At 60.9% G+C, this 25,466-nt stretch carries 22 protein-coding genes; 14 read left to right on the top strand and 8 right to left on the bottom strand.

All coding sequences use genetic code 11. The annotated features are described in order from the left end of the window. The first annotated feature begins 57 nt into the window (after positions 1 to 57). The 8 genes from A6U98_RS34870 to A6U98_RS34835 all read left to right on the top strand — a co-directional run bounded on the left by A6U98_RS34870 (position 58) and on the right by A6U98_RS34835 (position 7,204). Positions 58 to 1,017, top strand: coding sequence for an ABC transporter permease (locus A6U98_RS34870; RefSeq protein WP_064655758.1), 960 nt, complete (start codon positions 58 to 60; stop codon positions 1,015 to 1,017). Between the two features lie 2 nt (positions 1,018 to 1,019). Continuing rightward, on the top strand, positions 1,020 to 1,898 hold the full coding sequence (locus A6U98_RS34865) for an ABC transporter permease (RefSeq protein WP_064655757.1): 879 nt from the start codon (positions 1,020 to 1,022) through the stop codon (positions 1,896 to 1,898). Between the two features lie 18 nt (positions 1,899 to 1,916). Continuing rightward, a complete protein-coding gene (locus A6U98_RS34860; RefSeq protein ID WP_064655756.1) occupies positions 1,917 to 2,834 on the top strand; it encodes a dihydrodipicolinate synthase family protein in 918 nt (305 codons plus the stop codon). An 8-nt stretch (positions 2,835 to 2,842) separates the two neighbouring features. Next, positions 2,843 to 3,859, top strand: coding sequence for an ABC transporter ATP-binding protein (locus A6U98_RS34855; RefSeq protein ID WP_064655755.1), 1,017 nt, complete (start codon positions 2,843 to 2,845; stop codon positions 3,857 to 3,859). Then, on the top strand, positions 3,860 to 4,813 hold the full coding sequence (locus tag A6U98_RS34850) for an ABC transporter ATP-binding protein (RefSeq protein ID WP_064655754.1): 954 nt from the start codon (positions 3,860 to 3,862) through the stop codon (positions 4,811 to 4,813). 26 nt (positions 4,814 to 4,839) lie between these two features. After that, positions 4,840 to 5,775, top strand: a complete 936-nt coding sequence (locus A6U98_RS34845) for a dihydrodipicolinate synthase family protein (RefSeq protein ID WP_064655753.1) — start codon at positions 4,840 to 4,842, stop codon at positions 5,773 to 5,775. A 204-nt stretch (positions 5,776 to 5,979) separates the two neighbouring features. After that, on the top strand, positions 5,980 to 6,654 hold the full coding sequence (locus tag A6U98_RS34840) for a L,D-transpeptidase (RefSeq protein ID WP_064655752.1): 675 nt from the start codon (positions 5,980 to 5,982) through the stop codon (positions 6,652 to 6,654). Positions 6,655 to 6,667: 13 nt separating this feature from the next. Further along, a complete protein-coding gene (locus tag A6U98_RS34835; protein ID WP_064655751.1) occupies positions 6,668 to 7,204 on the top strand; it encodes an OmpA family protein in 537 nt (178 codons plus the stop codon). Positions 7,205 to 7,297: 93 nt separating this feature from the next. Here the strand turns inward: A6U98_RS34835 and A6U98_RS34830 are convergent, their stop codons facing one another. Further along, positions 7,298 to 9,760, bottom strand: a complete 2,463-nt coding sequence (locus A6U98_RS34830; RefSeq protein ID WP_064655750.1) for a glycoside hydrolase family 3 C-terminal domain-containing protein — start codon at positions 9,758 to 9,760, stop codon at positions 7,298 to 7,300. 201 nt (positions 9,761 to 9,961) lie between these two features. Between A6U98_RS34830 and A6U98_RS34825 the strand changes: the two genes are divergently transcribed. Continuing rightward, complete coding sequence (locus A6U98_RS34825; protein WP_064655749.1) at positions 9,962 to 10,600, top strand: TetR/AcrR family transcriptional regulator; 639 nt, start codon at positions 9,962 to 9,964, stop codon at positions 10,598 to 10,600. A gap of 35 nt (positions 10,601 to 10,635) precedes the next feature. Here the strand turns inward: A6U98_RS34825 and ggt are convergent, their stop codons facing one another. The 5 genes from ggt to A6U98_RS34800 are packed head-to-tail and all read right to left on the bottom strand — an operon-like array spanning position 10,636 to position 16,755. Next, entirely contained in the window at positions 10,636 to 12,225 is a 1,590-nt protein-coding gene (ggt, locus tag A6U98_RS34820) for a gamma-glutamyltransferase (protein ID WP_082934056.1), read from the bottom strand. Between the two features lie 33 nt (positions 12,226 to 12,258). Then, positions 12,259 to 13,164, bottom strand: coding sequence for an ABC transporter permease (locus tag A6U98_RS34815; RefSeq protein WP_003550518.1), 906 nt, complete (start codon positions 13,162 to 13,164; stop codon positions 12,259 to 12,261). After that, positions 13,161 to 14,249, bottom strand: a complete 1,089-nt coding sequence (locus A6U98_RS34810; protein WP_064655748.1) for an ABC transporter permease — start codon at positions 14,247 to 14,249, stop codon at positions 13,161 to 13,163. The genes A6U98_RS34815 and A6U98_RS34810 overlap by 4 nt, the downstream gene beginning before the upstream one ends. Then, positions 14,246 to 15,808 carry an ABC transporter ATP-binding protein gene (locus tag A6U98_RS34805; protein ID WP_064655747.1) on the bottom strand — a complete coding sequence of 521 codons (1,563 nt, stop codon included), beginning with the start codon at positions 15,806 to 15,808 and terminating at the stop codon, positions 14,246 to 14,248. The genes A6U98_RS34810 and A6U98_RS34805 overlap by 4 nt, the downstream gene beginning before the upstream one ends. Continuing rightward, positions 15,808 to 16,755, bottom strand: a complete 948-nt coding sequence (locus A6U98_RS34800; protein ID WP_245304608.1) for a BMP family protein — start codon at positions 16,753 to 16,755, stop codon at positions 15,808 to 15,810. The genes A6U98_RS34805 and A6U98_RS34800 overlap by 1 nt, the downstream gene beginning before the upstream one ends. A gap of 332 nt (positions 16,756 to 17,087) precedes the next feature. On the opposite strand from A6U98_RS34800, the gene A6U98_RS34795 reads away from it, so the two are divergent. The 3 genes from A6U98_RS34795 to A6U98_RS34785 are packed head-to-tail and all read left to right on the top strand — an operon-like array spanning position 17,088 to position 19,709. Further along, positions 17,088 to 17,876 carry a cysteine hydrolase gene (locus A6U98_RS34795; RefSeq protein WP_064655745.1) on the top strand — a complete coding sequence of 263 codons (789 nt, stop codon included), beginning with the start codon at positions 17,088 to 17,090 and terminating at the stop codon, positions 17,874 to 17,876. Between the two features lie 2 nt (positions 17,877 to 17,878). Beyond that, positions 17,879 to 19,051 (top strand): amidase family protein, encoded by a 1,173-nt coding sequence (locus tag A6U98_RS34790; protein ID WP_245304607.1) that lies wholly within the window; start codon positions 17,879 to 17,881, stop codon positions 19,049 to 19,051. Next, positions 19,041 to 19,709, top strand: a complete 669-nt coding sequence (locus A6U98_RS34785) for a TetR/AcrR family transcriptional regulator (protein ID WP_064655743.1) — start codon at positions 19,041 to 19,043, stop codon at positions 19,707 to 19,709. Before A6U98_RS34790 ends, A6U98_RS34785 begins: the two co-directional genes overlap by 11 nt. A 154-nt stretch (positions 19,710 to 19,863) precedes the next feature. Here the strand turns inward: A6U98_RS34785 and A6U98_RS34780 are convergent, their stop codons facing one another. Continuing rightward, complete coding sequence (locus A6U98_RS34780) at positions 19,864 to 22,890, bottom strand: glycoside hydrolase family 38 C-terminal domain-containing protein (protein WP_064655742.1); 3,027 nt, start codon at positions 22,888 to 22,890, stop codon at positions 19,864 to 19,866. Positions 22,891 to 23,380: 490 nt separating this feature from the next. Between A6U98_RS34780 and A6U98_RS37950 the strand changes: the two genes are divergently transcribed. Next, on the top strand, positions 23,381 to 23,569 hold the full coding sequence (locus A6U98_RS37950) for a hypothetical protein (RefSeq protein WP_082934055.1): 189 nt from the start codon (positions 23,381 to 23,383) through the stop codon (positions 23,567 to 23,569). Between the two features lie 65 nt (positions 23,570 to 23,634). Here the strand turns inward: A6U98_RS37950 and A6U98_RS34775 are convergent, their stop codons facing one another. Beyond that, the gene (locus tag A6U98_RS34775; protein ID WP_064655741.1) at positions 23,635 to 24,177 is read right to left on the bottom strand and encodes a hypothetical protein; all 543 of its coding nucleotides are present in this window, start codon (positions 24,175 to 24,177) and stop codon (positions 23,635 to 23,637) included. Between the two features lie 149 nt (positions 24,178 to 24,326). Between A6U98_RS34775 and A6U98_RS34770 the strand changes: the two genes are divergently transcribed. After that, positions 24,327 to 25,466: an ROK family transcriptional regulator gene (locus A6U98_RS34770; protein ID WP_064655740.1), complete on the top strand. Its 1,140-nt coding sequence runs from the start codon at positions 24,327 to 24,329 to the stop codon at positions 25,464 to 25,466.

Below are 25,466 nucleotides of genomic sequence, written 5' to 3'. Positions count from 1 at the left end.
AACCTTGAGGGTGGCTTCGGCCACCCTGACAAGACGGCCCGATAAGACGGATTGCCGATGCTCCAATACAGTCTCAGACGCCTGATCATAGGAATAGGCATGCTCGTCGCCCTGAGCATGCTGATCTTCCTGCTGCTGCGCCTGACACCCGGCGATCCGATCGATGCCTATATCGATCCGAACCTGCCGATGTCGCCGTCAGATCTTGCCGATCTGCGCAGAAGCCTCGGGCTCGATCAGCCCTTGCCGGCGCAGTATCTGGGCTGGTTGCAGCAGGCGCTGATGGGCAATCTCGGCTATTCGATCAAGCGTCTCGATCAGCCCGTTCTGGGGCTGGTGCTGTCACGGATCGGCCCGACTGTGCTCTTGATGGGCACCGCACTTGCCTTTGCCATCGTCGCGGGCATCACCTGCGGGGTGATCGGCGCCGTCCGCCGCAATTCGCTGGCCGATCTCTCCTTATCGGTGGTTGCGCTTGCCGGCATTTCGAGCCCGGCCTTCCTCAGCGCGCTGATCGGCCTTTATATTTTCTCCGTCCGTCTGCACTGGATGCCGTCAGGCGGCATGCTGACGCCGGGCGAGGAATTCTCGGTGGGCGATCTCCTCCACCATCTGATCCTGCCGGCGGCACTTCTGTCTGTCGCGCAAGCCGCATTGATCATGCGCTACATGCGCGCTTCGCTGCTCGAAGTCCTGAACCAGGATTACGTGCGTACAGCCCGCGCCAAGGGCGTTCGCGAGTTCTGGGTCATCACCAAGCATGCCTTGCGCAATGCGCTTCTTCCGATCGTGACGCTGATCGGCTCCACCATCGGGCTTGCAATCGGCGGCGCCATCTTCATCGAGAGCGTCTTCAACTGGCCGGGCATGGGGCTGTTGCTCGTCGATGCCGTGCAGACCCGTGACTACCCCGTCATCATGGGGGCGACGCTTGTGATCGGTAGCTGCGTTATCGTCGTCAATCTTCTGACCGATATCACCTATGCGGTCGTCGACCCGCGCATCAAGGTGGGCTGACCATGCTGGCACGCTCTTCCGAACGCCGGAGCCCCGGACCACTTGCCCGCGCCTTCAGTCGGTTTCTGCTCAATCGCGCAGCCGTTGCCGGCGTCTGCATTGCCATTCCGATGCTGCTGCTGATCCTTTCCTATCCGCTGTGGTGGGCTTTCCGGCCGAACGACATCGATCTTCTCGCCATGAATAGCGGCCCGACGGCAACGCACTGGTTCGGAGCCGACGGCGTTGGCCGCGACGTCTTCGCGCGCGTGCTCGAAGGCGGCCGGATTTCGCTTCTGGTCGCCGTCGCATCGACCGCGCTTTCGGCAGTCATCGGGTTTCTTTTCGGGGCAATCTCGGCGCTTGCCGGACGTTGGACGGACGCGGTCTCGATGCGCTTCGTCGATCTGGTGATGACCCTGCCGCCCGTCATCTTCCTGCTTGTGCTCGCATCCATTGCCGGCACCGGCATCTGGCCGACGGTCCTCGTCATCTCGCTGCTCTCCTGGCCGCTGCTTGCGCGCATGATCCGCTCGCGGTTGCTGGAATTGCGTGAACGCGACTTCGTCCTGGCCGCCCGCGGCATGGGCGCCGGCATCGGCCATCTGCTCTTCCGCCACGGCTTGCCGAACTCGATCGATATCCTCGTGGTCTATGCAACGCTGCAGATCGCCAATGCCATCCTGCTCGAGGCGGGCCTATCCTTTCTCGGTCTCGGCATCGCCCCGCCGGCGGCAAGCTGGGGCAACATGCTGAACGCGGCCCGCTCGACCGCGGTGCTCGAACAATATCCGTGGCAATGGCTCTTCCCCGGCGCCGCACTGATCCTTGCCGTCCTGGCAATCAACTTCATTGGCGATGGCCTCAGAGATGCCTTCGATCCGCGTGCCGAACTGAACTGACAATCGAAAGAAGCGAAAATGACCAAATTCAAGGGTGTCGTCCCTCCCGTCGTAACACCGCTCAATCCAGATCTCACCATCGACTACCCATCCTATACACGCGTGCTCGAGCATCTGATCGATGCCGGCTGCCATGGCGTCTTCGTGCTCGGCTCGACGAGCGAGGTGATTTTCCATGACGAAAAGACCCGGCGGGACATCATCGAACATTCGGCCAAGGTGGTGAATGGGCGCGTGCCGCTGATCGTCGGCGTCATTGACCCGACCACGGATCGCGTCATCGCTCATGCGAAGGTCGCAAAGGCCGCCGGTGCCGACGCGGTCGTGGTGACGGCGCCATTCTATACGGTCACCAGCCAGTCCGAGATCCTCGACCACTTCCGCTATATCCGCGACGCGGTGGACATTCCGCTGATCGCCTACGACATTCCCGTCTGCGTTCATATCAAGCTGCAGCGCCAGACGGTGGTCACGCTCGCCAGGGAAGGCGCGATTATCGGCCTCAAGGATTCCAGCGGCGACGATGGCAACTTCCGCTACGCGCTCCTTGATCTTGCCGAACAAAAGGACGTCTTCCTGATGACCGGCTCCGAGATCGTCGTCGACACTGCCCTGCTGATGGGCGCCCACGGCGTCGTTCCCGGTATAGCCAATGTCGACCCGCACGGCTATGTCCGCCTTTGGGATGCTGCCCAGCGCGGCGACTGGGTCGCCGCGAAGAAGGAACAGGAGCGCCTCTGCCGCCTGTTCGAAATCGTCTGGGTCGCGCAGGGCCGTGTCAGCGGCGGCGCAGCGGGTATTGGCGCATTCAAGACCGCCATGCGTAGCCTCGGCATCATCGATTCCGCCGTCATGCCGCGGCCGCGTGCCTCTCTCAACGATGCCGAAACCGCGCGGATCGACGAGATCCTGCGTGCAACCGGCCTGCTGAACTGAGCAAGCTGATGGGACAGACGACCGAACCCGTACTCGACATCAGAGGATTGCGAACGATCTTCCGCATCCGCGGCGGCGAGATCACGGCGGTCAACAATATCGACCTCAGCGTTGCCGCCGGCGAGACGCTTGCGCTCGTCGGCGAATCCGGCTCCGGCAAGTCGGTCACCAGCCTATCCGTCATGCGGTTGCTCACCCGCAACATCGGCGTGATCGCCGCAGGCAGCATCCGCCTCGCGACCAGCGGCGGCGTGGTCAGAGATCTGGTCTCCCTCGACGAAGAGAGCATGCGCAGGATCAGGGGCGACGACATCGGCATGATATTCCAGGAGCCGATGTCGAGCCTCAATCCCGTCTTCACCATCGGCGATCAGATTGGCGAGCCGATCCGCATCCATCGCGGCGCCGACCGCAAGGCGGCGATGGACGCAGCCGTCGCGTTGCTTGAAAGTGTTGGCATACCGGACGCCCGGCGCCGCGCCGGCCAATATCCGCACGAACTGTCGGGCGGCATGCGGCAGCGCGCCACGATCGCCATGGCGCTCGCCTGCGACCCGGCGTTGCTGATCGCCGACGAGCCGACAACGGCGCTCGACGTGACGATCCAGGCGCAGATTCTCGACCTGCTCCTCAAACTGCAGCGCGAGCGCGGCATGGCCATGCTCTTCGTCACCCACAATCTCGGTGTCGTCGCCGAAATCGCCCATCGCGTGGCGGTGATGTATGCCGGCCGGATCGTCGAAGAAGGGCCGGTCGGCGAGGTTTTCCGCAATCCCAAGCACCCCTACACGATGGGCCTTCTCGCCTCCATGCCGCGCCTGGGTGATGCGGCGCGGATGAAACAGGCCGGCGAAAAGCTCGCTGCCATTCCCGGCATGGTCCCGAGCCTGATAAACATGCCGAGCGGCTGCGCCTTTTCTCCGCGCTGCAAATTCGCGATCGATGCCTGTCGCGCTGCCGTTCCCGCGCTCGAACAGGTCAATCCGCAGCATCGCAGCCGCTGTATCAGATGGCAGGAGATCTAGATGAGCGTACCGCTGCTCTCCGTCCGCGACCTTTCGAAACATTATACTTCTCGCGGCACGCGGCTGAACATTCTCCAGGGCATCTCCTTCGATATCGGCAAGGGTGAAGTCGTCGGGCTTGTCGGCGAATCCGGCAGCGGCAAGACCACGATCGGGCGTTCCGTTCTTCGCCTCGTCGAGCCGTCGTCAGGCAGCGTCCGTTTCGACGGGACAGAACTCACAGCGCTTTCCGCCTCCGCGCTCAGACGGCAGCGGCCGCGCATGCAGTATATTTTCCAGGATCCCTTCGCCAGCCTGTCGCCACGCATGACGATCGGCGAGATCCTGACGGAAGGCTTGCAGATCCAGGGGATCGGCACCGCCCGCGACAGGCTCGAGCGGGCGTGGTCGGCCTTGGCGGAGGTCGATCTGCCCGCCGACGCGATCAATCGATACGCGCATGAATTTTCCGGCGGCCAGCGCCAGCGCATCGGGATTGCCCGGGCGTTGACCTTGTCGCCCGAATTCATCGTCGCCGACGAGCCGGTTTCGGCGCTCGACGTGTCGATCCAGGCGCAGGTGATCAACCTGCTGCGCGACCTGCAGCAGCGGCTTGGCTTGACCATGCTGTTCATCTCGCATGACCTTGCCGTCGTCGAATATATTTGCGACCGGGTGATCGTGCTCTATCTCGGCCGCATCATGGAAATCGCGCCGAGTGCCGATCTCTATGCGAGACCACAGCATCCCTATACGCGCGCCCTGCTCTCGGCGATTCCGTCGCCAGATCCGGATGCCCGCCGTAATAGGCAGATCCTGAAAGGCGATATCCCAAGTCCGGCCAATCCGCCGAGCGGATGTGTTTTTCGCACGCGCTGTCCGAGCGCGCTCGAGGCCTGCGCCGGCGCCGTTCCGCAATTGCGGGAAGTCGCGCCCGGCCACTTCAAGGCCTGCATTCGCGACGACCTCAACTGATCCGTCATCCAACGGGGAAACAAGAGATGAATGCGACGACGCCACATCCCGCCATCGGCGGAAACTGGGCTAGCCTGCTTCTACCGATCGCAGCCGATGACAGCATCGAATTCGAAAAGCTCGGTGAAGAGATCGATGTCCTCATCGACGCCGGCGTCGATGGTATTTATTCGAACGGCACGGCCGGCGAATTTCACAATCAGACGGAGGAGGAGTTCGACTGCATCCAGGCAATGCTGGCCGAGCGCTGCAAGGTGTCTTCAACCCCATTCGTCATCGGCGCCTGCCAGCCCGATCCGCTGATCATGCTCAATCGCGTCCGCCGCGCCGCCGCGCTCGATCCCCGCGCCATTCAGCTCATATTGCCGGACTGGTGGCCGCTTACCGATGCCGAAGCGATCGACTTCCTGAAACGAGCGGCCGAGGCTGCCGACGGAATTCCGCTCATCCTCTACAATCCGCCGCATGCAAAACGCGTGCTGGCACCAAGGGAGCTCGGCATGGTCTGCGCGGCAGTGCCTGAGGTGATCGGCATCAAGCTCGCCGATGGCGACGCCTCCTGGTATGCCGAGGCGCGCCTGCATCTGTCCGGGCTTTCGCTCTTCGTCCCCGGCCACCATCTCGCAACCGGCATCAAACAGGGCGTCGCGGCAGGCTCCTTTTCCAATGTCGCCTGCCTTAATCCCCGCGGTGCTCAGACCTGGACGGTCTCGATGCGACACGATATCGACGCCGCACTCGGTCTGGAACGACGCATCTGCACGTTTATGGACGCCCATATCGTCCCCTTTCGCCAGGAATTCGGCTATTCGAACGCCGCTCTCGACAAACTCTTAAGTGCGATCGGCAATTGGGGACCCGTCGGCACCCGATTACGGTTTCCCTATAGCTCGATAGACATGGCAGAAGCGGTCAGGTTGCGATCTATCGCACGCTCCGAACTCCCCGATCTTTTCCTCTGAGTTTGCTCGGCTGAGCGGATTCAAAAGATCTGTGAGTTTGCTGCGCGTAACATCGTCCTCGTGGAGTAACAACCAGCGCAATACACTCCAGAAGACGCCCAGATCGATCTCGGTCTTGAGGGAGGAGAAGAATTTTCTGTTGTCGCAAATGAAAAATCTGATTTACTGATACTTCGCTGCTTGGCTCTAAGGGGGATATTGCCGATGCCGTGGACTCGCAGAAATATTGTGCTTGGTGGATTGGCGTTGCTTGGCGCCGGCGCGGTCCGGAAACCAGCATTCGCCGCGGCGTCGTCCTATTTTGACGGCACCACCGTCGACAATGGCGTGACGTTCCGAAGAACCAACTTCGCCAAGATCGACAGGAAGTGGCACCGCCAGGTCGTCAAATATTTCAGCAGCGAGCCGATCGGCACCGTCGTCGTCGATACAAGACACCATTTTCTCTATGTGATCATGGAGAACAAGACGGCCATCCGCTACGGCGTCGGCGTCGGCCGCGAGGGCTTCAAATGGTTTGGCCGCGCCACGATCGACGCTAAGTCGCTGTGGCCGCGCTGGACACCGCCGCCGGAGATGCGCAAGCGCCATCCAGAACTGCCCGAATTCGTGGCGGGAGGCTCACCGAAGAATCCGCTCGGCCCCCGCGCCATGTATCTGCATCGCGACGGCGCCGACACCGGCTATCGCTTCCACGGCACGCTGGAGCCTTGGAGCATCGGCAAGGATGCCTCCAGCGGCTGTATCCGCATGTTCAACGAAGACGCCATCGATCTTTACCAGCGTTGCCCCATCGGCACCGCGGTGCAGGTTCTGCCGCATATTGCCGACCAGGCTGAAAGTGCCGCGCAGGTCAGCCAAACAACCACGGTCGAGTGAGGAATATTCCCTGATGTTTGCTACAACAGGATATGCGAGGCGCCTTCTCGCTGCGGCCATGCTCTTGGCGCTCGCCGCCTGCTCCACTACTGAGATCGCCTCTCTGGAAGAACCCGTGGCTGCTCCGATGACAGGCCAGACCAACGATCCCGCCCCTGGCTTCGAGAATGTACGGGCTGGCAGTGAAGAGGATTTCATCCTCAATGTCGGCCGACGGATCTACTTCAAGCAGGACTCCGCCACACTCGATACCGTCGCCATGGCAACGCTGGATAACCAGGCCGCCTGGCTCAACAGGAACCCGACTTGGCTGCTCAAGCTGCAGGGATTTGCCGACGATTCCGGTTCCGCATCTCAAATGGAGGCGTTGTCGCAGAAGCGCGCCGATGCGGCGATGGCCTATCTTGCCTCCAAGGGCGTGGATGCCAAGCGCATGTGGGCCAAGGGCTACGGGAACGATCGTGAAGTGCGCGATTGCACGGAGCGATCCTGCAGGGTGCAAAACCGGCGCGTCGTCACCAATCTCCGCACACAGCCCGACGCGGCCTGATCCAGGTCGAACCACTCAACACTTGGCGCAGCCGCGCCAAGTGTTATCGGCCGGGTTCAGCTCGAATACGACATGGATCTCGCCAGCCTGCGTTTAAGACGAAGGTGGCAGGACATATTCGAGTGGTGACGGCAGATCGATGATGAACCTGATATCCGTGGCATTTGCCGCAACGACCAGCTGGTAATCGCCCGGTTCGGCGCGGAAAGCACCCGCCTCGACGTCGAAATAAGCGAGATCGCGCGGCAGGATCGTCATTTCGGCCGTCCCAGACTCACCGGGCAGCAGCGAAAGCTTTGCGAAGGCGCGCAGTTCCTTGTCCGGCCGCTCCACCTTGGACTTTGGCGAACGCACATAGAGTTGGACCAATTCCGACCCGGTCCGGTCGCCGATATTGGTCAGATCGACGCTGACCGTCACGCCTTCGGCACCCATTTCGCTCGTCGACAGGCGCGGCTCGCCCCAGCTGAAGCGCGTATAGCCAAGGCCGAAACCGAAGGGGAAGAGCGGCTCGACCGCACGTGTATCGTGGTGACGGTAGCCGACGAAGACGCCTTCGGCATAGCGTACATGCCCATCCTTACCCGGATAGACGGCCGGATCGCCTGTGATGGCGGAATTGTCGGCAAGCGCCTTCGGGAATGTCTGCGGCAGGCGTCCGCCGGGCTCGACATCGCCGAAGAGGACATCGGCGACGGCATTGCCCAGCTCCTGCCCAGGATACCAGATCTGCAGCACGGCGCGAACCTTGCCGAGCCACGGCATTTCCACCGGACCGCCGGTCTGCAGCACGACCACGGTGTTGGCGTTGACGGCCGCAACCCGCTCGATCAGCTCTTCCTGCCGACCCGGAAGCCGCATGTCGGGCACATCCAAGCCCTCGGTATCCCATTCGCCATCCCGGCCGACGAAGAGAAGCGCCACATCGGCATTCAGCGCCGTCTCGACGGCGTCCTCGATATCGGCCTCGCCCAAGGGCTTTTCGACGCCGAACCGAATGGCCGTGAGGTTGATCCCCTCTCCTGATGCCGCCGGCGGGTCATACTCGACGGTGACGGCATGGGCCTTGCCCGCATCCAGCGCCACCGTGCCGCGCTGTTCGTCATTGGCCGTGCCGAAATAGTTTTCGCCGCGTGCCCAGCCGTCACGGCCGTCAACCGTCAGCCTGCCATCGACGAAGAGCCGCGCCAGTCCGGCATTGGTCATGCCGAAGACATGATCGCCGCTCTCCTCCGGCACGAATTGCATCGTCATTCGAGCCGAGAAATCGGTGGGGTCGAGCTCGGCCGCCGGCAGTTCGAACCAGAAGAACTCACCCTTGTCGACGGTCTCGACATGAAGCGGCGTGCCCCGGCAGCCGCGCCCCTTGAAATATTCGACGGTGATCTTCCCCTTGGCCACCTCGATCAGACGGTTGTGGCGGCAGCCGACAGCGTGGCTGACACTGTTGGCATTGGAAAGGGCGGCTCGAATTCCTTCGAGCGGACTAACCAGGTAATGCGCCGCGATCTGTGCGCTGCCGCCGCCCATGACGCGCGCGCTCGCGGCGTTGGGTCCGATGACGGCGATCCGGTCGAGCGATGTCTTGGCAAGCGGCAGTATGCCGTCGTTCTTCAAAAGGACTGCGCCCTCTGCGCCGAGACGCCGGATCAGCGCCCGGTCTTCCGGCAGGTCGACCGCCTGCTCCGTAAGGTCGGGCTTCTTCTCGAACGCGCCGACCCGCTCGAGTAGAAGCAGGATCCGCTGCGCCGCCGCCCGCACGGTGACGGCTTCGACCCTGCCCTCACGCACGGCCGCAACCAGCTTCTCGCCGCGATCGCGCGCCGGGCCGGGCATTTCGAGATCAAGCCCGGCATTGATCGTCTCGGCCGTCGAATGCGAACCGAACCAGTCGGACATGACGATACCGTCGAATCCCCATTCCTGGCGCAGCACCTTGGTCAGCAGCCACTCATGCTCGCTCGTATAGGTGCCGTTGAGGCGGTTATAGGAAGACATGACGGCCATCACGCCGGCGCGTTTGACAGCCTGTTCGAAGGGCGGAAAGTAGATTTCGCGCAGCGTCCGCTCGTCGACATCGGAAGACATGGTCTGCCGCTCTATCTCGGATTCATTGCCGGCGAAGTGCTTGATCGTCGCCGCGATCCCTTGGCTCTGCACGCCTTTGATATAGGCGACGGCCAGTTCCGCGGTAAGCATCGGATCCTCGGAATAACATTCGAAATTTCGCCCGTTGAGCCCGGAACGATGGATATTCACCGTGGGCGCAAGCAGCACGGCGGCTCCCTTACTCTTTGCCTGGTGGGCAAGCGCCACGCCCATGCGCTCGACCAGATCGGGATTCCAAGTGGCGCCGAGTGCGATTGCGACAGGAAAGCAGGTCGCCTTGACGCCGCCGACCAGCGAACCCGCGCCGCGAGCCCCATTCGGTCCGTCCGTCACCTTGATCTTCGGCACATCAAGACGCTCGACGGGAACCGTCGTCCAGAAATCCGCGCCCGAGAGCAGCGAGACCTGCTCCTCGAGCGTCATCTTGTCGAGAATGGAATCGATCATGCAAACCTCCCCTTCAATGGACTTCGGGTGCTGCGAAGTATTGCCGGAGCATGCGCTTGCTAACTCATCCGGCGGCAAACGCGCACTTCTCAGCACGTAACGTAGTTCTTAAACCTACCGATTACTCGGTATTTTTAAGATGTCAACTGGCGAAGCCTGATGTATGGATAAAGAGCGCCGGAGAAATTGGCGGGAGAGACGATGGCAGAGTTATTCGAATCGAAGACCGGACAGGACGAAAAGCGACGACGCAGATCCCGCAAGGGCGAAGCCCGCCGCGCGGAGATCCTGACGGCTGCGATGCGGCGCTTTGCCGAAGACGGCTACCAGAATGCCGCCATCGGCGACGTCGCCCGCGACGTCGGCCTCTCGCTGCCCGGCCTGCTGCACCATTTTCCGACCAAGGTCGATCTCCTGCTTGCCATTCTGGACAAGCGTGATCTCGAAAGCGAAAGCTTCATCGGGCCCTACCGTTCCGACCTCCGCGGCCTGCTCAAGGGCATGGTCGGGGTCTTCCGCCGCAACGCCGAAATGATCGAGGTCATCAGGGCCTTCGCCATCCTGAATGCCGAAAGCCTGATGAAGGATCATCCGGCCAAGGCATGGTTTCTCGATCGCGCCACTCAGCTGCAGAATGACATCGCCGTCACCTTCGAACGGGCCGTCGCCGATGGCTCGATAGACGGCAAGATCGATGGCCGGGCGATGGCAGCCGAGCTGATCGCCGTGATGGACGGCCTTCAGATGCTCTGGCTGCGCGATCCAACCCGCTTCGACATGATCGGCGGGTTGGAGGGCTATATCAGTCGCCTGCTGGCGAGCCTTGGTTTCGAGCAGTGAGTACGAGGCGCGCGCGCAGCTCGTTTCGTTTAGTATCAATACCCAAGCGCAAACCCGTCCTTCCTGTGATCCGAGCTTCCAATAAACACGCCCCGAGCCCTGTCGATAAGAACTGCCTGGCAGCCGCCGATTGGTGCGTTTGCCCATTCCGTACGGTGGCCGCGCTCTTCCAGGTCGGCGCGGACCTTATCGCCGAACGCGGGCTCAAGCGACAGTCTGCCGTCAAAGGAGAAGCTGCGAGGCGCCTCGTTGGCGCGCTGCGGATCGAAGCCGCGGTCGTAGAGATGCGAGAGGAAATGTGCGTGGCCCGTCGCTTGGAACTGCCCGCCCATGACGCCGAAGGGCATCACGGGCAAGTTATTGTGGACCACCATGCCCGGAATGATCGTGTGCAGCGGCAGCTTTCGCGGTGCGAGTTCATTGGCGTGGCCTTCGTTCAGTGAGAAGCCGCTTCCGCGGTTCTGCAACAGGACCCCCGATACCGGTGCGTAGATGCCGCTGCCAAACGCGGAGAATAGCGAATTGATCAGCGAAACTGCATTGCCGTCACGATCGACGACCGACAGGTAGACGGTATCGCGATGAACCGGACCATCCCAGATCGATGCTTCGCTTGCCCGGTCCATTCGTATTCTGGATCGTAATGCGGAAACGAAACGGTCGCCCAGAACTTCCTCGACGGAAATCCGCATATGGTCCGGATCGGCGATCAGCAGGTCACGCTGATGATAAGCTGCCTTGCTGGCTTCAGCCAAGAGGTGAACACGATCGGCCTCGCTTACGGCGTTATCCGACAGATCGAAACCGTCAAGGATCCGGGCAATCAGCAGAGCGGCGAGACCCTGGCCGTTTGGCGGGCATTCCAGCACACGACGGCCGCGGAAATCCGCACCGATCGGCTCGGTCGCAAAGCCGCGATGGCGTGAGAAATCATCTACAGTATGGCGGCCGCCGCATTCGCGAAGCACGGAGACCATTTCCTCGGCAACGGCGCCTTCATAGAAGGCGGTACGGCCATTGGCGGCGATCGCCCGCAAGGTGGCCGCCAATGCGGGTATGGAAAAGCGGTCGCCGGTCGTCGGCGCCTTGCCACCCGGCAGGAATTGCGTACGCGCCGCCTCATGGTGCTCCAGCCGCTTACCTTCGCGCGCCCAATCATACGCTACCCGGCCGGCAACGCGGAAGCCGTTGTCTGCGAGCGCAATGGCCGGCGCCAGGATCTCGGCGAGTTCCATTCGGCCGAATGTCTGCGAAAGCTGGCACCAGGCATCGACGGCGCCGGGAATGGTGACGGCGTCCGGGCTTTCTTCATCGATCCGCGACAAGCCTTTCGCACGCAAGCGCTCAGCATCAGCCCCCGCACAGGATCGGCCGGATCCGTTGAACGCAATGATGGGTTTTCCGGCTGGGGCAACGATCGCAAAGCAATCACCGCCGATGCCGGTCATGGCCGGCTCGACGACACTCTGAACGGCGACCGCCGCCAGAGCGGCATCGATGGCATTGCCGCCGGCGCGCAGAATGTCGATCGCTGTTAGCGTTGCGGCCGGGTGCGAGGTTGCCGCCATGCCGTTTTCGCCGATGGCCGGCGAGCGGCCGGGGTCTATATAATTGCGTTCTCTCACGATTCCTGCCTTTTCGTCTATTGGCGTGTTTTTTTAGTTCTGGGTCAACGCCCGCGGTGCTGTCTGGTGGCCAACCACACCTGCAACAGCCAGCAATGCCAGCAGATAAGGCATCATGATCAGCAGGGCATTCGGAATATGAATGCCAAAGGCCGGCAATTGAAATTGCAGTGCGGTTGCCGCGCCGAACAGGAGGCAGGCGGCCACTGTGCGCCAGAGCCGCCAACTGCCGAAGATCACGGCGACGATCGCCAGGTAACCGGCACCATTTGTCATGCCCTCGGTAAAGGTGTGAATGTCGCCGATGGACAGGAAGGCGCCGCCAAGGGCCGACATCACCCCGGTGAAGATCACGGCTGCATGCCGGACACCCTTCAATGGCGCACCCGAGCGGATGACCGATTGCGGGTTGTCGCCGGCGGCGCGCAAAACGATGCCTAGGCCGGTCCGTGCCAGGACGTAGCCAACGACAGCGATAATGGCGGCTGCCAGGTAAAACAGCCACACTTGTTGGAAAACGCCCCCCACCAGCGGTATTTGTCCGAGCAACGGCGGCGACCAGGCATCGAAGCCGGGGATGATGTCACGGGATCTTGCACCGAAAAGGGCTCGGTAGCCCAGCGTCGTCAGGCCGAGAGCCATGATGTTGATGCCGATGCCGGTGACAATCTGATTGGCACGCAGCGTGTTGGTCATCACCGATTGCAGCACAGCGATGGGCAGCACGGCGAGGATGGCGCAGCAGAGTCCGAGCATGGGCGATCCGGTGTAGGCCGCCCCCATCGCACCACCGAAAGCGCCGGTCAGCATCATGCCCTCGACGCTCATGTTGACGACCCCCGCTCGCTCGGACACGAGTTCTCCAGTCGCCGCAAACAAAAGCGGCACCGCGAGCCGGACTGTCGAGGCGAGGAACAGGGTGAAGAGCTCTGCCGTCATCGTGCAATTCTCCGCTCGAGATAATAAGCGGCGCTGGCGATCGTCAGGACGATCAGGCCCTGCAGCACGTCGATCAACGCCGAAGGCACGCCGGCTGCCATTTCCATGGATATGCCCCCCGAACGCAGGAACCCGAACAGCAATGCGCCGGCAATCACGCCCGTCACCGATCCGCGCGCAAGCAGTCCGACCACCAGACCGTCGAAACCGTAGCCGGAGGAAAAGCCGGCCTTTAGCGAATATTGCTCACCCTGTAGCATCAGGCCGCCTGCCAGCCCGCCCAATGCGCCGGCGAGGCACATGGCCGATATGATAGTAAAACCGACCGCCACACCCGCCCGGGCGGCGGCAATGGGGTTCAGCCCGACGGCGCTTAGGGCGAAGCCATAAAGCGACCTGCGCAACAGGATTGCCGCGATGATTGCAATCCCCAGCAGGATGGGCAGGCCGAGCGTTACCGGGGAGCTGTAAGATCCGGTCAGCAACGGCACCTGGGTTGCCTCTGGAATGGCAAGCGATTCGGGTAATGTCGCCGCACTGGTCATTGGCTGGCGCAACAGGTTCTCCGATTGCACGCACCAGTACAGAAGCCAGACAGCGATAAAGGAGAGAAGGAGGGTGGCAATAACCTCATTGGTGCCGGCCCTGACCCGCAACATTCCGGCAATCCCACCCCAAAGGCCGCCGGCAAGTGATGCAGCCAGCAGCGGCAGCAGATAGGAAAGCCCGAGGGGCAGGTCTGCCATTCCGGGCATCAGACAGAATGCGGTGGCGACGATGCCTCCGATAGCGATCTGGCCCTCGCCGCCGACATTGGTCAGGCCGGCACGGTTGGCGATGATGAAGCCAACGCCGACGAGCGCGAGCGCGACTGCGCGGTTGAGCGAGGCCGAGATCGCATATGCGTTTCCGAAAGCGCCGCGATAGAATGCCATGACCGCCTTGTCGAGCGTTACACCCATGGCGACCACGACGATCATCCCCACCACCACGGCCGCAAGCACGGCAGCAGCCGGAAGAAGCACGGGCAGAAGGGCGGAGAGAGGTGAAAGGGATGATGGATTTGCTGTCGTGCTTGCACTCATGCTGCCTGCCCCGACATCAGTGCCCCGATAGCGTGGCCGTTCTCGGGCCGCGCGACATGTTCACCGACGATCCGTCCACGATAGAAGACAAGGATCCGGTCGGCGACGGAAATCAATTCGTCCAGTTCGGATGAAATCAGAAGTACGCCAACGCCGGCATCGGCGGCATCGCGGACCAGCCCGTAGACGGCTTCGATCGCGCCGACATCCAGGCCCCGCGTCGGTTGCGCGGCAAGTAGGAAGTTGAGATTCTGCGTGGTCAGTTCCCGCCCGAGAACCGCCTTCTGCTGGTTGCCTCCCGAAAGGCTGCCAAAAGGCACGAGCGGTCCGGCGGCGCGAACATCGAAACGCGCCATTGCCTGTTCGGCCGCCTTTCGCTGTGCACGACGGTCGATCATGCGGAATCGGCTAAACTGATGCATGCGATTGAGAAACAGGTTGTCCGCCAGCGTCATCCTGGAAATCGCTCCGACCGCATGGCGATCCTCCGGCACGATGCCGACGCCCGCCCCGGTAATCTGGCGCGGGGTCGCCTTCGTGAGTTCTCGGTTCCCGGCAAACCAACGACCCTCGCTTGGCCTCAGCAGGCCGGCAAGGACGGCGCCGAGTTCGCTTTGGCCGTTGCCTTCAACGCCGGCGATACCAACCACTTCGCCGCAGCCGACCGTCAGAGTGATGTCGTCGAGACGCTTGACACCGAGACGATCGACAACTGTGATCCCGTCTATCTGCATGGCTTCGCGGGTCGGGCGTACGGGAGTTTCAGGCTTGCGGGAGGCAACGGCCCGGGCACCGATCACCGCATCCGGATCGATGTCGGGACGGTGGATCATTGCTCCGACAAGCCGGCTGATCTCGGACGCGGGCTGATCCGACCGAGCGGCAATTCGTCCGCGATGAAGGACGGTGACCCGATCTGCGACGCGCTCGATCTCAGCGAGCTTATGGGTAACCATGACCACGGCGCAGCCGCTTTCGGCCACCTGCCGGCAGATACCGAGCAGGGCACTGATCTCGTCTGGCAACAGCACGGCGGTCGGTTCGTCGAGCACCAGGACGCGCGGACTGTTCATGAGGCATTTGACGATTTCGACCCGCTGCCGCTGGCCGACCGACAGGTCGCCGACGATCGCGGCTGGCGAAATTTCAAGGCCGAAACGCCGCGACATCGCCTCGAGCCGTTCACTTTCGCCTTTTCTGTCCAGCCGCCCGAAGCCACGGCCGAGCAGGAGGTTATCGATGACCGAGAGTTCATTCACCAGGCTGAAATGCTGGTGAACCATGGCAATGCCACTTGTTAGCGCCTCGCGCGGTTTCGAGGGCAGGTAGGGTCTGCCCTCGAGAATCATTTGGCCAGCACTTGGGCGATTGATGCCGAAGATGAGATTGCAAAGGGTGGATTTCCCAGCGCCGTTTTCGCCCAGGAGACAATGGACTTCGAAAGGGTGAAAATCGATATCGATTCCCGCCAGTGCCTCGAACGCGCCGAAGAGCTTGCCGATACCCTTCAACGAAAGGAGTGGCGCTGCCTTGGCCCCTATGCTTCTCTCGCTGCGCATCAGCCCTCCAGCACCTTGATCTTGCCGGACTTGATGTCCTCGATGATGGCCTTGAGCTTCTTTGCCATTTCGTCGGTGGCGTTGCAGACAGCCATGTCGGAAGCTTCCGGGCCCATCGCCAAGCCGAAGGGCTTGTAACCGGCCTTCCAGGTGCCCCCGACTGTTTCGTCGATCGCATACTTCACCTGGAAGCCCACCCCGGTGATCGAATATGCCAAATAGAGCGGATCGGTGCCGCAATAATTGGTGTAAGAGCCGATGATGTGGGTGCCCTTCTCCTTGGCGGCCTGCTCCATGCCGCGCAGGCCGAGGTTCAGGATGTGATAGTGAACGTCCGCACCTTGCGCGATCGCCGTCAACGTCGCTTCCTTGGCCTTTGCGAGGTCATCGAAGTCGCCGGTATAGGCTTCGAAATATTTGACATTCGGATTGACGTATTTCGCGCCGTTGCCGAATTCTTTGCCGGCGTTGACGATCGACGGAAGTTCCATGCCGCCGACATATGACACTGCGCCGCTCTTCGAGAGCATTGCGGCCGCCGCGCCTGCGACGAACGCGATCTCGGCCTGTTTCACATCATAACCGGCGACGTTCGGGAGTTCGGCGCCGGCATTGCCGCCGACGATCGAGAATTTGATGTCGGGAAAACGCTTCGCGATTTTCATCACCGCAGCCTGGGTCTGGCCGCCGACGCCGATCACCAGTGCGTTGGAGGAGGCGAGTTGCGTAAGCGCCTGCTCCATATCTGCATAGTTGATGTTTTCAATCATCTGAACGGCGATCTTGTCGCCATATTTCTTCTGCGCCGCGACCAGACCGTCATAACCCGATTCCATCCAGCCTTTATCGGTCTTCGATCCCGGAATAAGGATACCGACCGACAACGGGGTTTGCGCCATCGCGCCGCCAAGGCTCGTTCCGACCAGTGCAAGCGTGGTCATAGCCATGAGAACATTTCGCCGTTTGATCATTTTGCTTCCCTTTGTTGATTGAACGCCGGAACGATGGCGGATGAACCGCTTTAGCTCCCATTGAAAAGTGGAGGCAAAGCCTATGCCACATCAATATCCATTTGATTATAAATACAAATTTGTGACTTCAGCTTCAACGAAGTAAGTAAATGATTATTTATTATCCAGATCCAGCTCGATGCTGCACAATTGATCTGCAGTCCGGGTGCGAGGACCGCCATTTTCTGCGGCAGACCGGGCTTTCCCGCTATGGCATGACGCTTGCATCGACGACTGCAATTGGTTCGAGAGCAGCAGGAGAATGGGAAATGGCGGGCTTAGATGCGACGAGTGGCGGCATCCTCGGAAAGGGCCGTAACACCGCTTGGCGGGCAACGCCGACCAATGTCGATATGACTTTGCCCGCCATTTTGCCAAGGGTCGTGACAATCGATGCCGAACCGCAAGGCGTGACCATCGACCTCGCCCGCACAGCAATTGTGGTTATCGACATGCAGAACGATTTTTGTGCCAAGGATGGTTGGGTGGATCATATCGGCGGCAACTATGAGGCGGATCGCGCCGCGATCGCGCCTTTGCAGAAACTCCTTCCGCAACTCCGCCAAGCCGAGGTGCCTGTCATCTGGGTAAACTGGGGAAATAGACCGGACCTCCTCAACATGCCGCCGAACCAGCTTCATCTCTACAAGAACAGTGGCGAGGGCATCGGGCTCGGCGATCCACTGCCGTCCAACGGCGCGCACGTCCTGGAGAAGGATTCCTGGGCGGCCGAGGTGGTCGATGAGCTCAAACCGCAGCCCGGTGACGTTCGGGTCGACAAGTACAGGATCAGCGGTTTCTGGGACACGCCGCTGGATTCCATCCTGCGCAATCTCGGCACGCGTACCATCCTGTTTGCCGGCTGCAACACCGACCAATGCGTGCTTCATACGCTGACCGATGCCAATTTCCTTGGCTATGGCTGCATCATGCTGGCCGATTGCTGTGCCACCAGTTCGCCAGACTTCTGCAGCGAGGCGACGATCTGGAACGTCAAGAAATGCTTCGGCTTCGTCTGCAATTCGGACGCCGTCCTCAAGACCTTGCCCCAAGTGTGATGATGGACAACCAGGATATTGTCGATACTGCCGGAGCCTTTGTGCCCGGAGAAATTTTTCGTCTGGATGCAACGGCGCAAGGCCCGGTTGCGGGTCTTACTTTCGCGGTCAAGGACCTGATCGACATAGCCGGTCGGCGCACTGGCGGCGGCAATCCCGACTGGCGCGCGGCCGCGACCCCTGCCCCGGCACATGCGCCCGTGGTAACCAGATTGCTAGCCAACGGAGCCACGTTTCTGGGCAAAACCGTGACTGACGAATTGGCCTTCAGCCTGGAAGGACGCAACGTTCACTATGGCACGCCGCGCAATCCTCAAAATCCGGATTGGCTGCCGGGAGGATCATCCAGCGGATCAGCCGCTGCGGTCGGAGCGCGACTGGTGGATTTTGCACTCGGTACCGATACCGGCGGATCGGTTCGCGTTCCGGCTGCCTTCAGTGGTATTTGGGGCATGCGACCGAGCCACGATGCAGTACCGCTTGATGGTGTTCTTCCTTTCGCACCGACTTATGACACTATTGGTTGGTTCTCCCGCGACGCACAGACCCTCGCTCGCGTCGGTGACGTGCTCTTGCCGCCGGCGCAGCATGTGGATTGCCTAACGATTTCGATTGTTGAAGATACGTTGGACATGCTGGATCCGGCGGATGCGCATGCCTTCCGGGACGCCGCACGACGGCTTGCAAATGCGGCGCCGATGCGGGTGTTCGAGCATTGGCCGTGTGCGCAATTGCAGTGGGCCTATTCGACCATCCAGGGTTATGAAATTGCCTGCGGCGTTGGATCCCGGCTGAACGCGCTGAAGCCTCGTTTCGCGATGGATATTGGCGAGCGCTTTGCCAGGGCATCGGCCGTCAGCTATGCCGATTATGAGACTGCGGCGGCGGTCCGCCAAAACTTTGCGGGTTGGCTGCAAGACCGGCTGCCGCCCGGTACTGTGGCCCTACTGCCGGTGACATCCGTGCCGCACCTGCGGATCGACGCACCTAGCGAAGAAATCGGCCGTTTTTACGCTTCGACACTTGCACTCACCGCGCTTGCGGGCCATGCGGGGACACCACAACTCCAATGCGGAAGCAGTCCTTTATCATTGATGGGTGGATGCGGTTCGGATCGTGCCCTCCTCGATTTTGCGCTAGAAAGCGGTCTGGAGAAAAGCAACGATGGGCGCTGACGTCAAAGCGGTGACAGCACCGGCCGGGAAGATGCGCGCCGCGCCCGATACGCGTGCGAAAATCCTGAAAGCCGCACGCGAGGAGTTCTCGCAACATGGCTTCGCCGGCGCGCGCACCGAGCGCATACTTTCGACGTCCGGCGCAAACCCCCGCATGCTCTATCATCATTTTGGCGGCAAATCTGGTCTCTATGTGGTGGTCCTGGAAGAGGCGCTCTTCAACCTGCGCCAGCAGGAACTGAAAATCGATGTGGATCATCTCAACCCGTTGGAGGGCTTGATCGCGCTCTTTGAGCATATCCACCAGCATTTCGATTCGGATCTGCGTTTAGTGCAGCTTCTGAGGAATGAAAACGTCGAAAAAGCCAAGCACCTGAAGACATCGCAGCGCGTTCGGGAAATGTCGTCGCCGGTGCTCAAATTAATCGCGGACTTTCTAGCGCGCGGCGCGCAGGACGGATCGGTTCGCACCGGCGTCGATCCGCTTCATTATTACGTGACAATGGTGGCTTTAAGTCAGTTTCACTTGTCGAATGCACACACGCTGTCGTTCATTTTCGATCAGGATCTGACAAAAAAAGACTGGCGCAAGGCGCATCTCGCCTTCACCATCGAAATGGTCAAAGCCTTTCTCAAGCCGCTAGGCATCCCGAAATAATGTCCCGCGGCAAACCTGCCTGGGCGATGCTCTGGAAGGTCGCAACGCTAGCCTTGGAGTGCGTTGTGATTGCACCCTGGTTTCATTCTTTGAATGCCGCCGATCATTCCGCGGCATTCAAAGTCAAAAAGGATTTGGTCTGCGTGACACAGCGTCAGGCAGTTTCCAGCTTCCAGGTCCGGATTTCGAACGGCATGATGTCGGCAGGTCCCTTTCGCTCCATCGGCTCCTCGAGAATGTTCAGCGGCTGCGATGCTGCCCATCCGGAAGGCAAGTTGAGGGCGAGCCTGCCGCGCCGGCCGGCCGGTTCGTAAAGGCGCAGGATGAGGCCGTCGCCCTCTTCCGCCGGCTTCAGGCCTGAGAACGCGACAGGGATGCCGGTGACCGCAAGCGGCGCGAAAGTGCCGGCGGAGAGGCCGCTGGCCTCAGCCGCGACGAGCGGTTGATTGAGATCGATCGCCTCGCCGAGGACGCCGCCTTCATGCCAGGTGCCTTCATGCGGCATGAGCGCATAGGTGAAGTTCTGTTTGCCTTCATCGGCCAGCGGATCCGGATAGATCGGCCCGCGCACGAGGCTCATGCCGATCACATTGCCGCGCGCGCTATGACCGTATTTGGCATTGTTGAGCAGTGCGACCCCGAAGTCCGGCTCGCTGATATCGACGAAGCGGTGCGCGACGGCCTCGAACATCGCCTGCTCCCAGGACGTATTCGTGTGCGTTGCCCGCTCGACGATGCCGAAGGCGCATTCGAACGTCGCCTTTCGGGCCTGCGCGGCAATCGGGTTCAATGTTCGCAGCAGGGTGCGGCGGTCATGCCAGTCGATCGTCGTTTCGATATCGAGCCGCCTGGCGTTGGCCGTCAGCACATAGGTCTGCGTCACGCTCGAATTCCGGTAGCGGTAAACGACACGGATCGCCGCGCGGTGCGGGCCGTCTTCAACGAGAGTGATGCTGTCAGGCGCATCGAGGCGGACGGCCTTTTCGGCATAATCCGCATCGATGTCCCAGGCGTCCCAGTTGCGCGGCTTGTCGGCCGGATAGACCCAGAGCTGATTTGCCGAGCCGTCGACCGCTTCCCGGCCCGTTGCCTTGTGAAGGAGGCTTGCAACCGCTCCGTCCTTGCCGATAGCGACCGAGAGGTGGTCGTTTTCGAGACGCTCGGGGCCTGCCTTCAGCCCGCTTGCCGGCCTGAGCGAGCCCTTGTCGAAGACCGCGACGGATAAGGGTGCGACGAGATCGGCGGCCGAGACGATCGTACCGTCGGAAAGCGTTGCGCTGAGCGGTCTGGCCGCAAGAGACGGATTGACGACGACGAGGGCATCGCCAACCCCGCCCTTCGGCAGATTGACCGACAGCGCCTGAAATGACTTTGCCTGCTCGGCCTTGGCATATTCGATGACGCCGTCCAGTTCCTGCTCTGCATCCTGATAGACTTCGCGGATGCTCGAGCCCGGCAGAATGTCGTGAAACTCATTCTTCAGAACAACGCGCCAGTTCGCTTCGAGGCTTTTCGGCCTGTCTGCTCCGAGCATATGCGCCAGCGAAGCGATGGTTTCGGCGGTGATCAGCGCACGTTCGGCCTGACGATGCTTGCGCTTGACGCCGCTTTGCGACGTCAGCGTGGCGCGGTGCAGTTCGAGATAGATTTCACCGTCCCACACGGGAAGGTTCTTTTCGCCTGCGGTGCGGTGCGCCTGTTCGTAATAGCTTTTGACGGTGCCCCAGCGTGCCTGCGGGATAGCCGGGAAATCGCGCAGTTGCACTTCGCGCTCGACCATCTCGGGCGTGACGCCGCCGCCGCCGTCGCCATAACCGACGGCCAGCAGCGAGGTATCGTGCTGCGTCTTGCCGCGGAAATTCTTCCACGTAGGCACGTAGCAATCGGGTTGCACGAAGCCGTTATAACCCTGCATCGGATTGTCGAACGTATGGGTCAGCACCCGGCTGCCGTCGAGACCCTTCCACCAGAAGAGATCGGAGGGAATATGGTTGGTCTCGCTCCAATTGACCTTGATCGTGAAGAAGCTGTCGATGCCGCCCTGTCTCAGGATTTGCGGCAGCGCGCCTGAAAAGCCGAAGCAATCGGGCAGCCAGCAGACCGTATGGCGCGTGCCGAAGGTCTTTTCGAAATAACGCTGGCCATAGAGAACCTGGCGGGCGAGGCTTTCGCCGGTCGGCATGTTCGTGTCGGGCTCCACCCACATGCCGCCGACGGTTTCCCACTTTCCGTCCGCGACCTTCTGCTTGATGCGCTCGAGAAGCTCCGGGTCTTCTTCTTCCATCTGCGCGTAATAATGGGCGGTCGATTGATTGAAGCGGAAATCCTCGGAGCGCTCCATCAGCGACAGCGCCGTATTGAAGGTGCGCCGCATTTTCCGCCGTGTCTCGCGATAAGGCCAAAGCCAGGCAAGATCGATATGCGCATGGCCCGTCAGCAGCAGTTCTCCATTCGGGGGAAAGCGCTTCTGCAGTTTCTTCAGCTTTGCCATCAGGGCATCGAAGGCTGCGGCTGCCGAAGCGCTTTCCTCGTCCGTGAGACCCGCCGGATTTTCCTGGAGCTCCGGCAGTTCCCAGATCTTCTGCTGCATGACCGCGCCAGATGTGCGGGAGATATAAGCCGCCGTATCCGACGGCCAATCGAGACTGCGCAATGCATGCTCGGCGGCATCCATCAAATGTGGCACGACTTCATGTTCACCCAGCGCATCGATTGCCTCGGCCACCTGCTTCAACAGAAGATGCAGGCGGTGAGCGGGACCATCGAGCCAGATCAACCGGGCCTTGTTGAGCTTGGGCGCTCGATTGGGCTCGCCGAACGGAAAGCGGGCGACGGTTTCCGTTGCGATCGAAAAGCGGCGGCCCTTCACCGGGAATTCCTGATGATAAGGATCGAGACCGAATGTTTCCGTTTCTCCATCGGGATAGCTCAGCGTAATCAGGCTCTCGCCGCCAAGATCGAGTTGCAGGCGAATATCTGCCAGAGGCCACGCCTCCGGCGCTTCAGCGCTCACGGCAAAATGCACCACCCCCTGGCGGTGGGGCCAATCCTGGTGATGGCCGATCGGCTCGCCCTCGAACGTCCAGCCGTCGATCGCAGCACTTTGTCGATCGCGCCAATGGGCCAACTCGGCAATGCGAACTTTGAGACGATCGAGGCGCTGGGCAATGGTCAGAGGCATGGCTTATCCTATTGAAAATCGACGGCTGACAATCTTGTCGTCATGCTTTTTGGGGTCGTGGTCATGGTTTTGGGGGAGATGAAGATGGCGCGACCGACATCGCGATTGCCCGACCCCTCCTCCAAGCGGGCTTGCAGAGTCTTAGATTAAGTAACTTTGATTTGGCGTCAAGCCCGGAAGAAGCGAACCCGCTCCGGCTTGCGGAATCATCGAGATTTTCGCCGATGGCGGAACTGTTTGTGGAACCCGTCGCGGCTACGCGAATATCAACGCCGATTACCTGGAAATCTCATCGTCCGCTTCAACGCGGGTGCTGGAAAGGTCGAAACGGTGCTGTGCTGCCGTGAGATGAGATATTGAATGAAACGCTTGGGCCTTCACGGAATAACGAGATCTTGATCGGCGACAACAGTTATCGAAACCCCTGGCCGCCCTATTTGACCGAGAATTGCACTGATATGGCAGATTTCAGGCAGCTGGGGAGGGTGGGATGCTTCAAGTCCCTAAATTGTTGACAGCCGCGACAGCCGTCATCGTGGTTGCCTTATCGTCGTCATCCTGCACGACGAGCTCGAATGACTCGATGCAAACCGGCTCGGTTGGATATACCGGCACCGACTATTCGCTTAGACCTGCCTGCCGCGACGGCTTTGGCAACGATCATCCTTGCAGTTATTAGAGGCAATGGCTGCTCGACGCGCGACAGCAGCGGATGAGCCGTCGGAAGCAAATATTCATTCCGCTTCAGCTTTGTCGTGAGCGTTCAAAGTAGCGATTCACGATGTCCTTGACTTCGCTTGAACTGAACTCCGGAACCCATCTGTGCGGTATCGCGACGGTCCTTTCAAGAGGCTGCCGCTTGCGCAACTGTTCAAGTATCTCCGGATCAGCATCTTTCCGCACAGTCAGGTAGATAAATCCCGCCTGCCCGGCCTGAGGGATATCAACGCTTTCGATCATTGACCAAGGGATGAGCTTCGGCAGCTTTTGACCAGCGATACCGTCGGGCCCGATCACCATTGTGGGCTTCCGGAAGTCCACCTGCCGAGCCTTTACCGCAACATAAACGATGACGACCAGGAACAGGATCGCGAACAGGCCCTCTCCGACACCGCTCGTAGGTCTGCTCATTTTGATCTGCCCAAGGGCGATAAGTGAGAGGTAGACGAAAAGGAGCGCCATGACGCCAAGGAACATGAAGAGGTATCTAACGCTCCCCCGCAATACGAGAATTGGCTGGGTGGCGTTTGGGTCGCGGTCGGCGGCGGGAGAATATTCATCAGTCATCGGTTGAATTCAACTCTCCATGCAAGTAATTCCGAGCACATCTTAACTGTGTGGAGCCGCGGCCCTTCGTTACAAGCATCTACTGGAAAATCGTTACGAACACCTGCAAGCGTGATACACAATCGAGATGGTGCTCTAGGAAGACAGTCATGCGGTATCTTCGATCAGGGCCGCGTCGGCTTCAAACCCAGGACATGGGCGCCCCGCGCGCCAAAACAATCGGTCTGCGGTCCGGCGAAATTGCCGATCGCAACATTCGCGTCATCCTGGAGGCCATCCGCCGCCACGGTCCGCTGACACGGATGGAGCTTGGCCGGCATTGCGGTCTGACCGGTCCGGGCATAACCAACATTCTCCGTCGATTGGCCGAGGAAAGGCTTGTCACCTCCAACCGCCGCAATGGCCTCGGCGGGGGCGCCGCCGCCACCGAGTTTGCCCTGCGCCCGGAAGGCGCTTTCTCGATCGGCGTCAAGCTTCGCCAAAGGCGTGGCGAGGCCGTGCTCATCGATCTGAGTGGTCAGGTCCATGACCGGGTCTATATCGAGCTGGACCCCGCAGACAAAGTCGGCCTGGTGCATGCGTCCGTCAGGGATATGGTCGATCGCCACGCTGCCCTGCCGATCATCGGCCTCGGCATCGCCGCCAACGACTGGACGCAGGATCAAAGCGATCAGATCGCCGCGATGTCGACGATTGCGCGTCCCTATGTCGAGAACGAGTGTACGGCGAGCCTTCTCGCCGAACGCACGATCGGCAGCTCTGGCAGGGAAGGCGGACTTGCGATGATCATTATCGACGACGACGTTCAGGCCGGCTTTCTCATTCGCGGTATTCCCTATTCCGGCGTGCATGGGCGGGCGGGCAGTATCGGCGAAATGCTGACAGGTCCGGACAATGTCCAGCTCAATACCGTCGTCGGTTTCCAATCCCTGCGATCACGGATCGGCGACCAGGCGTTCACTAGCCTGCTGAAGGGCGAGGAAATCTCCTCGCCATCACTGTCGCAATGGATACGGGAGGCCGCAGGCCATCTGCTCGACCCGATCATCGCCATGGCCGGGTTTCTCGCCCCGAGCGTCGTCATGATCGGCAGCGATCTGCCGCAGGGCGTGATCGAAGCGCTGATCCATCAGCTTTCCATCGAGCGGCGCGATACCTCGACGAGGCCCTTGCTGACACCCTGGATTTCGCCGATGAAGCCTGCAAGCTTCAGCGGCGGCGGCGTTGCGCTGGGTGCAGCCCTCCTGCCCTTCCTCAACACTTTGCTTCTGCCGCCTGCTTCGGCGTGA

The sequence above is a fragment of the Rhizobium sp. WYCCWR10014 genome (genome assembly GCF_001657485.1).
Taxonomy (GTDB): Bacteria; Pseudomonadota; Alphaproteobacteria; order Rhizobiales; family Rhizobiaceae; genus Rhizobium.
This window is presented reverse-complemented; position numbering and strand designations above follow the sequence as displayed.

What these genes read in the sequence shown, in the direction of transcription:
- A6U98_RS34865 (WP_064655757.1), top strand. Translation starts at nt 1,020, where the DNA reads ATGCTGGCACGCTCTTCCGAACGCCGGAGCCCCGGACCACTTGCCCGC.
- A6U98_RS34870 (WP_064655758.1), top strand. Translation starts at nt 58, where the DNA reads ATGCTCCAATACAGTCTCAGACGCCTGATCATAGGAATAGGCATGCTC.
- A6U98_RS34845 (WP_064655753.1), top strand. Translation starts at nt 4,840, where the DNA reads ATGAATGCGACGACGCCACATCCCGCCATCGGCGGAAACTGGGCTAGC.
- A6U98_RS34770 (WP_064655740.1), top strand. Translation starts at nt 24,327, where the DNA reads ATGCGGTATCTTCGATCAGGGCCGCGTCGGCTTCAAACCCAGGACATG.
- A6U98_RS34840 (WP_064655752.1), top strand. Translation starts at nt 5,980, where the DNA reads ATGCCGTGGACTCGCAGAAATATTGTGCTTGGTGGATTGGCGTTGCTT.
- A6U98_RS34785 (WP_064655743.1), top strand. Translation starts at nt 19,041, where the DNA reads ATGGGCGCTGACGTCAAAGCGGTGACAGCACCGGCCGGGAAGATGCGC.
- A6U98_RS34810 (WP_064655748.1), bottom strand. Translation starts at nt 14,249, where the DNA reads ATGAGTGCAAGCACGACAGCAAATCCATCATCCCTTTCACCTCTCTCC.
- A6U98_RS34780 (WP_064655742.1), bottom strand. Translation starts at nt 22,890, where the DNA reads ATGCCTCTGACCATTGCCCAGCGCCTCGATCGTCTCAAAGTTCGCATT.
- A6U98_RS34825 (WP_064655749.1), top strand. Translation starts at nt 9,962, where the DNA reads ATGGCAGAGTTATTCGAATCGAAGACCGGACAGGACGAAAAGCGACGA.
- A6U98_RS37950 (WP_082934055.1), top strand. Translation starts at nt 23,381, where the DNA reads ATGCTTCAAGTCCCTAAATTGTTGACAGCCGCGACAGCCGTCATCGTG.
- A6U98_RS34835 (WP_064655751.1), top strand. Translation starts at nt 6,668, where the DNA reads ATGTTTGCTACAACAGGATATGCGAGGCGCCTTCTCGCTGCGGCCATG.
- A6U98_RS34805 (WP_064655747.1), bottom strand. Translation starts at nt 15,808, where the DNA reads ATGCGCAGCGAGAGAAGCATAGGGGCCAAGGCAGCGCCACTCCTTTCG.
- A6U98_RS34800 (WP_245304608.1), bottom strand. Translation starts at nt 16,755, where the DNA reads ATGGCTATGACCACGCTTGCACTGGTCGGAACGAGCCTTGGCGGCGCG.
- A6U98_RS34775 (WP_064655741.1), bottom strand. Translation starts at nt 24,177, where the DNA reads ATGACTGATGAATATTCTCCCGCCGCCGACCGCGACCCAAACGCCACC.
- A6U98_RS34860 (WP_064655756.1), top strand. Translation starts at nt 1,917, where the DNA reads ATGACCAAATTCAAGGGTGTCGTCCCTCCCGTCGTAACACCGCTCAAT.
- A6U98_RS34855 (WP_064655755.1), top strand. Translation starts at nt 2,843, where the DNA reads ATGGGACAGACGACCGAACCCGTACTCGACATCAGAGGATTGCGAACG.
- A6U98_RS34815 (WP_003550518.1), bottom strand. Translation starts at nt 13,164, where the DNA reads ATGACGGCAGAGCTCTTCACCCTGTTCCTCGCCTCGACAGTCCGGCTC.
- A6U98_RS34830 (WP_064655750.1), bottom strand. Translation starts at nt 9,760, where the DNA reads ATGATCGATTCCATTCTCGACAAGATGACGCTCGAGGAGCAGGTCTCG.
- A6U98_RS34850 (WP_064655754.1), top strand. Translation starts at nt 3,860, where the DNA reads ATGAGCGTACCGCTGCTCTCCGTCCGCGACCTTTCGAAACATTATACT.
- A6U98_RS34790 (WP_245304607.1), top strand. Translation starts at nt 17,879, where the DNA reads ATGGACAACCAGGATATTGTCGATACTGCCGGAGCCTTTGTGCCCGGA.
- A6U98_RS34795 (WP_064655745.1), top strand. Translation starts at nt 17,088, where the DNA reads ATGGCGGGCTTAGATGCGACGAGTGGCGGCATCCTCGGAAAGGGCCGT.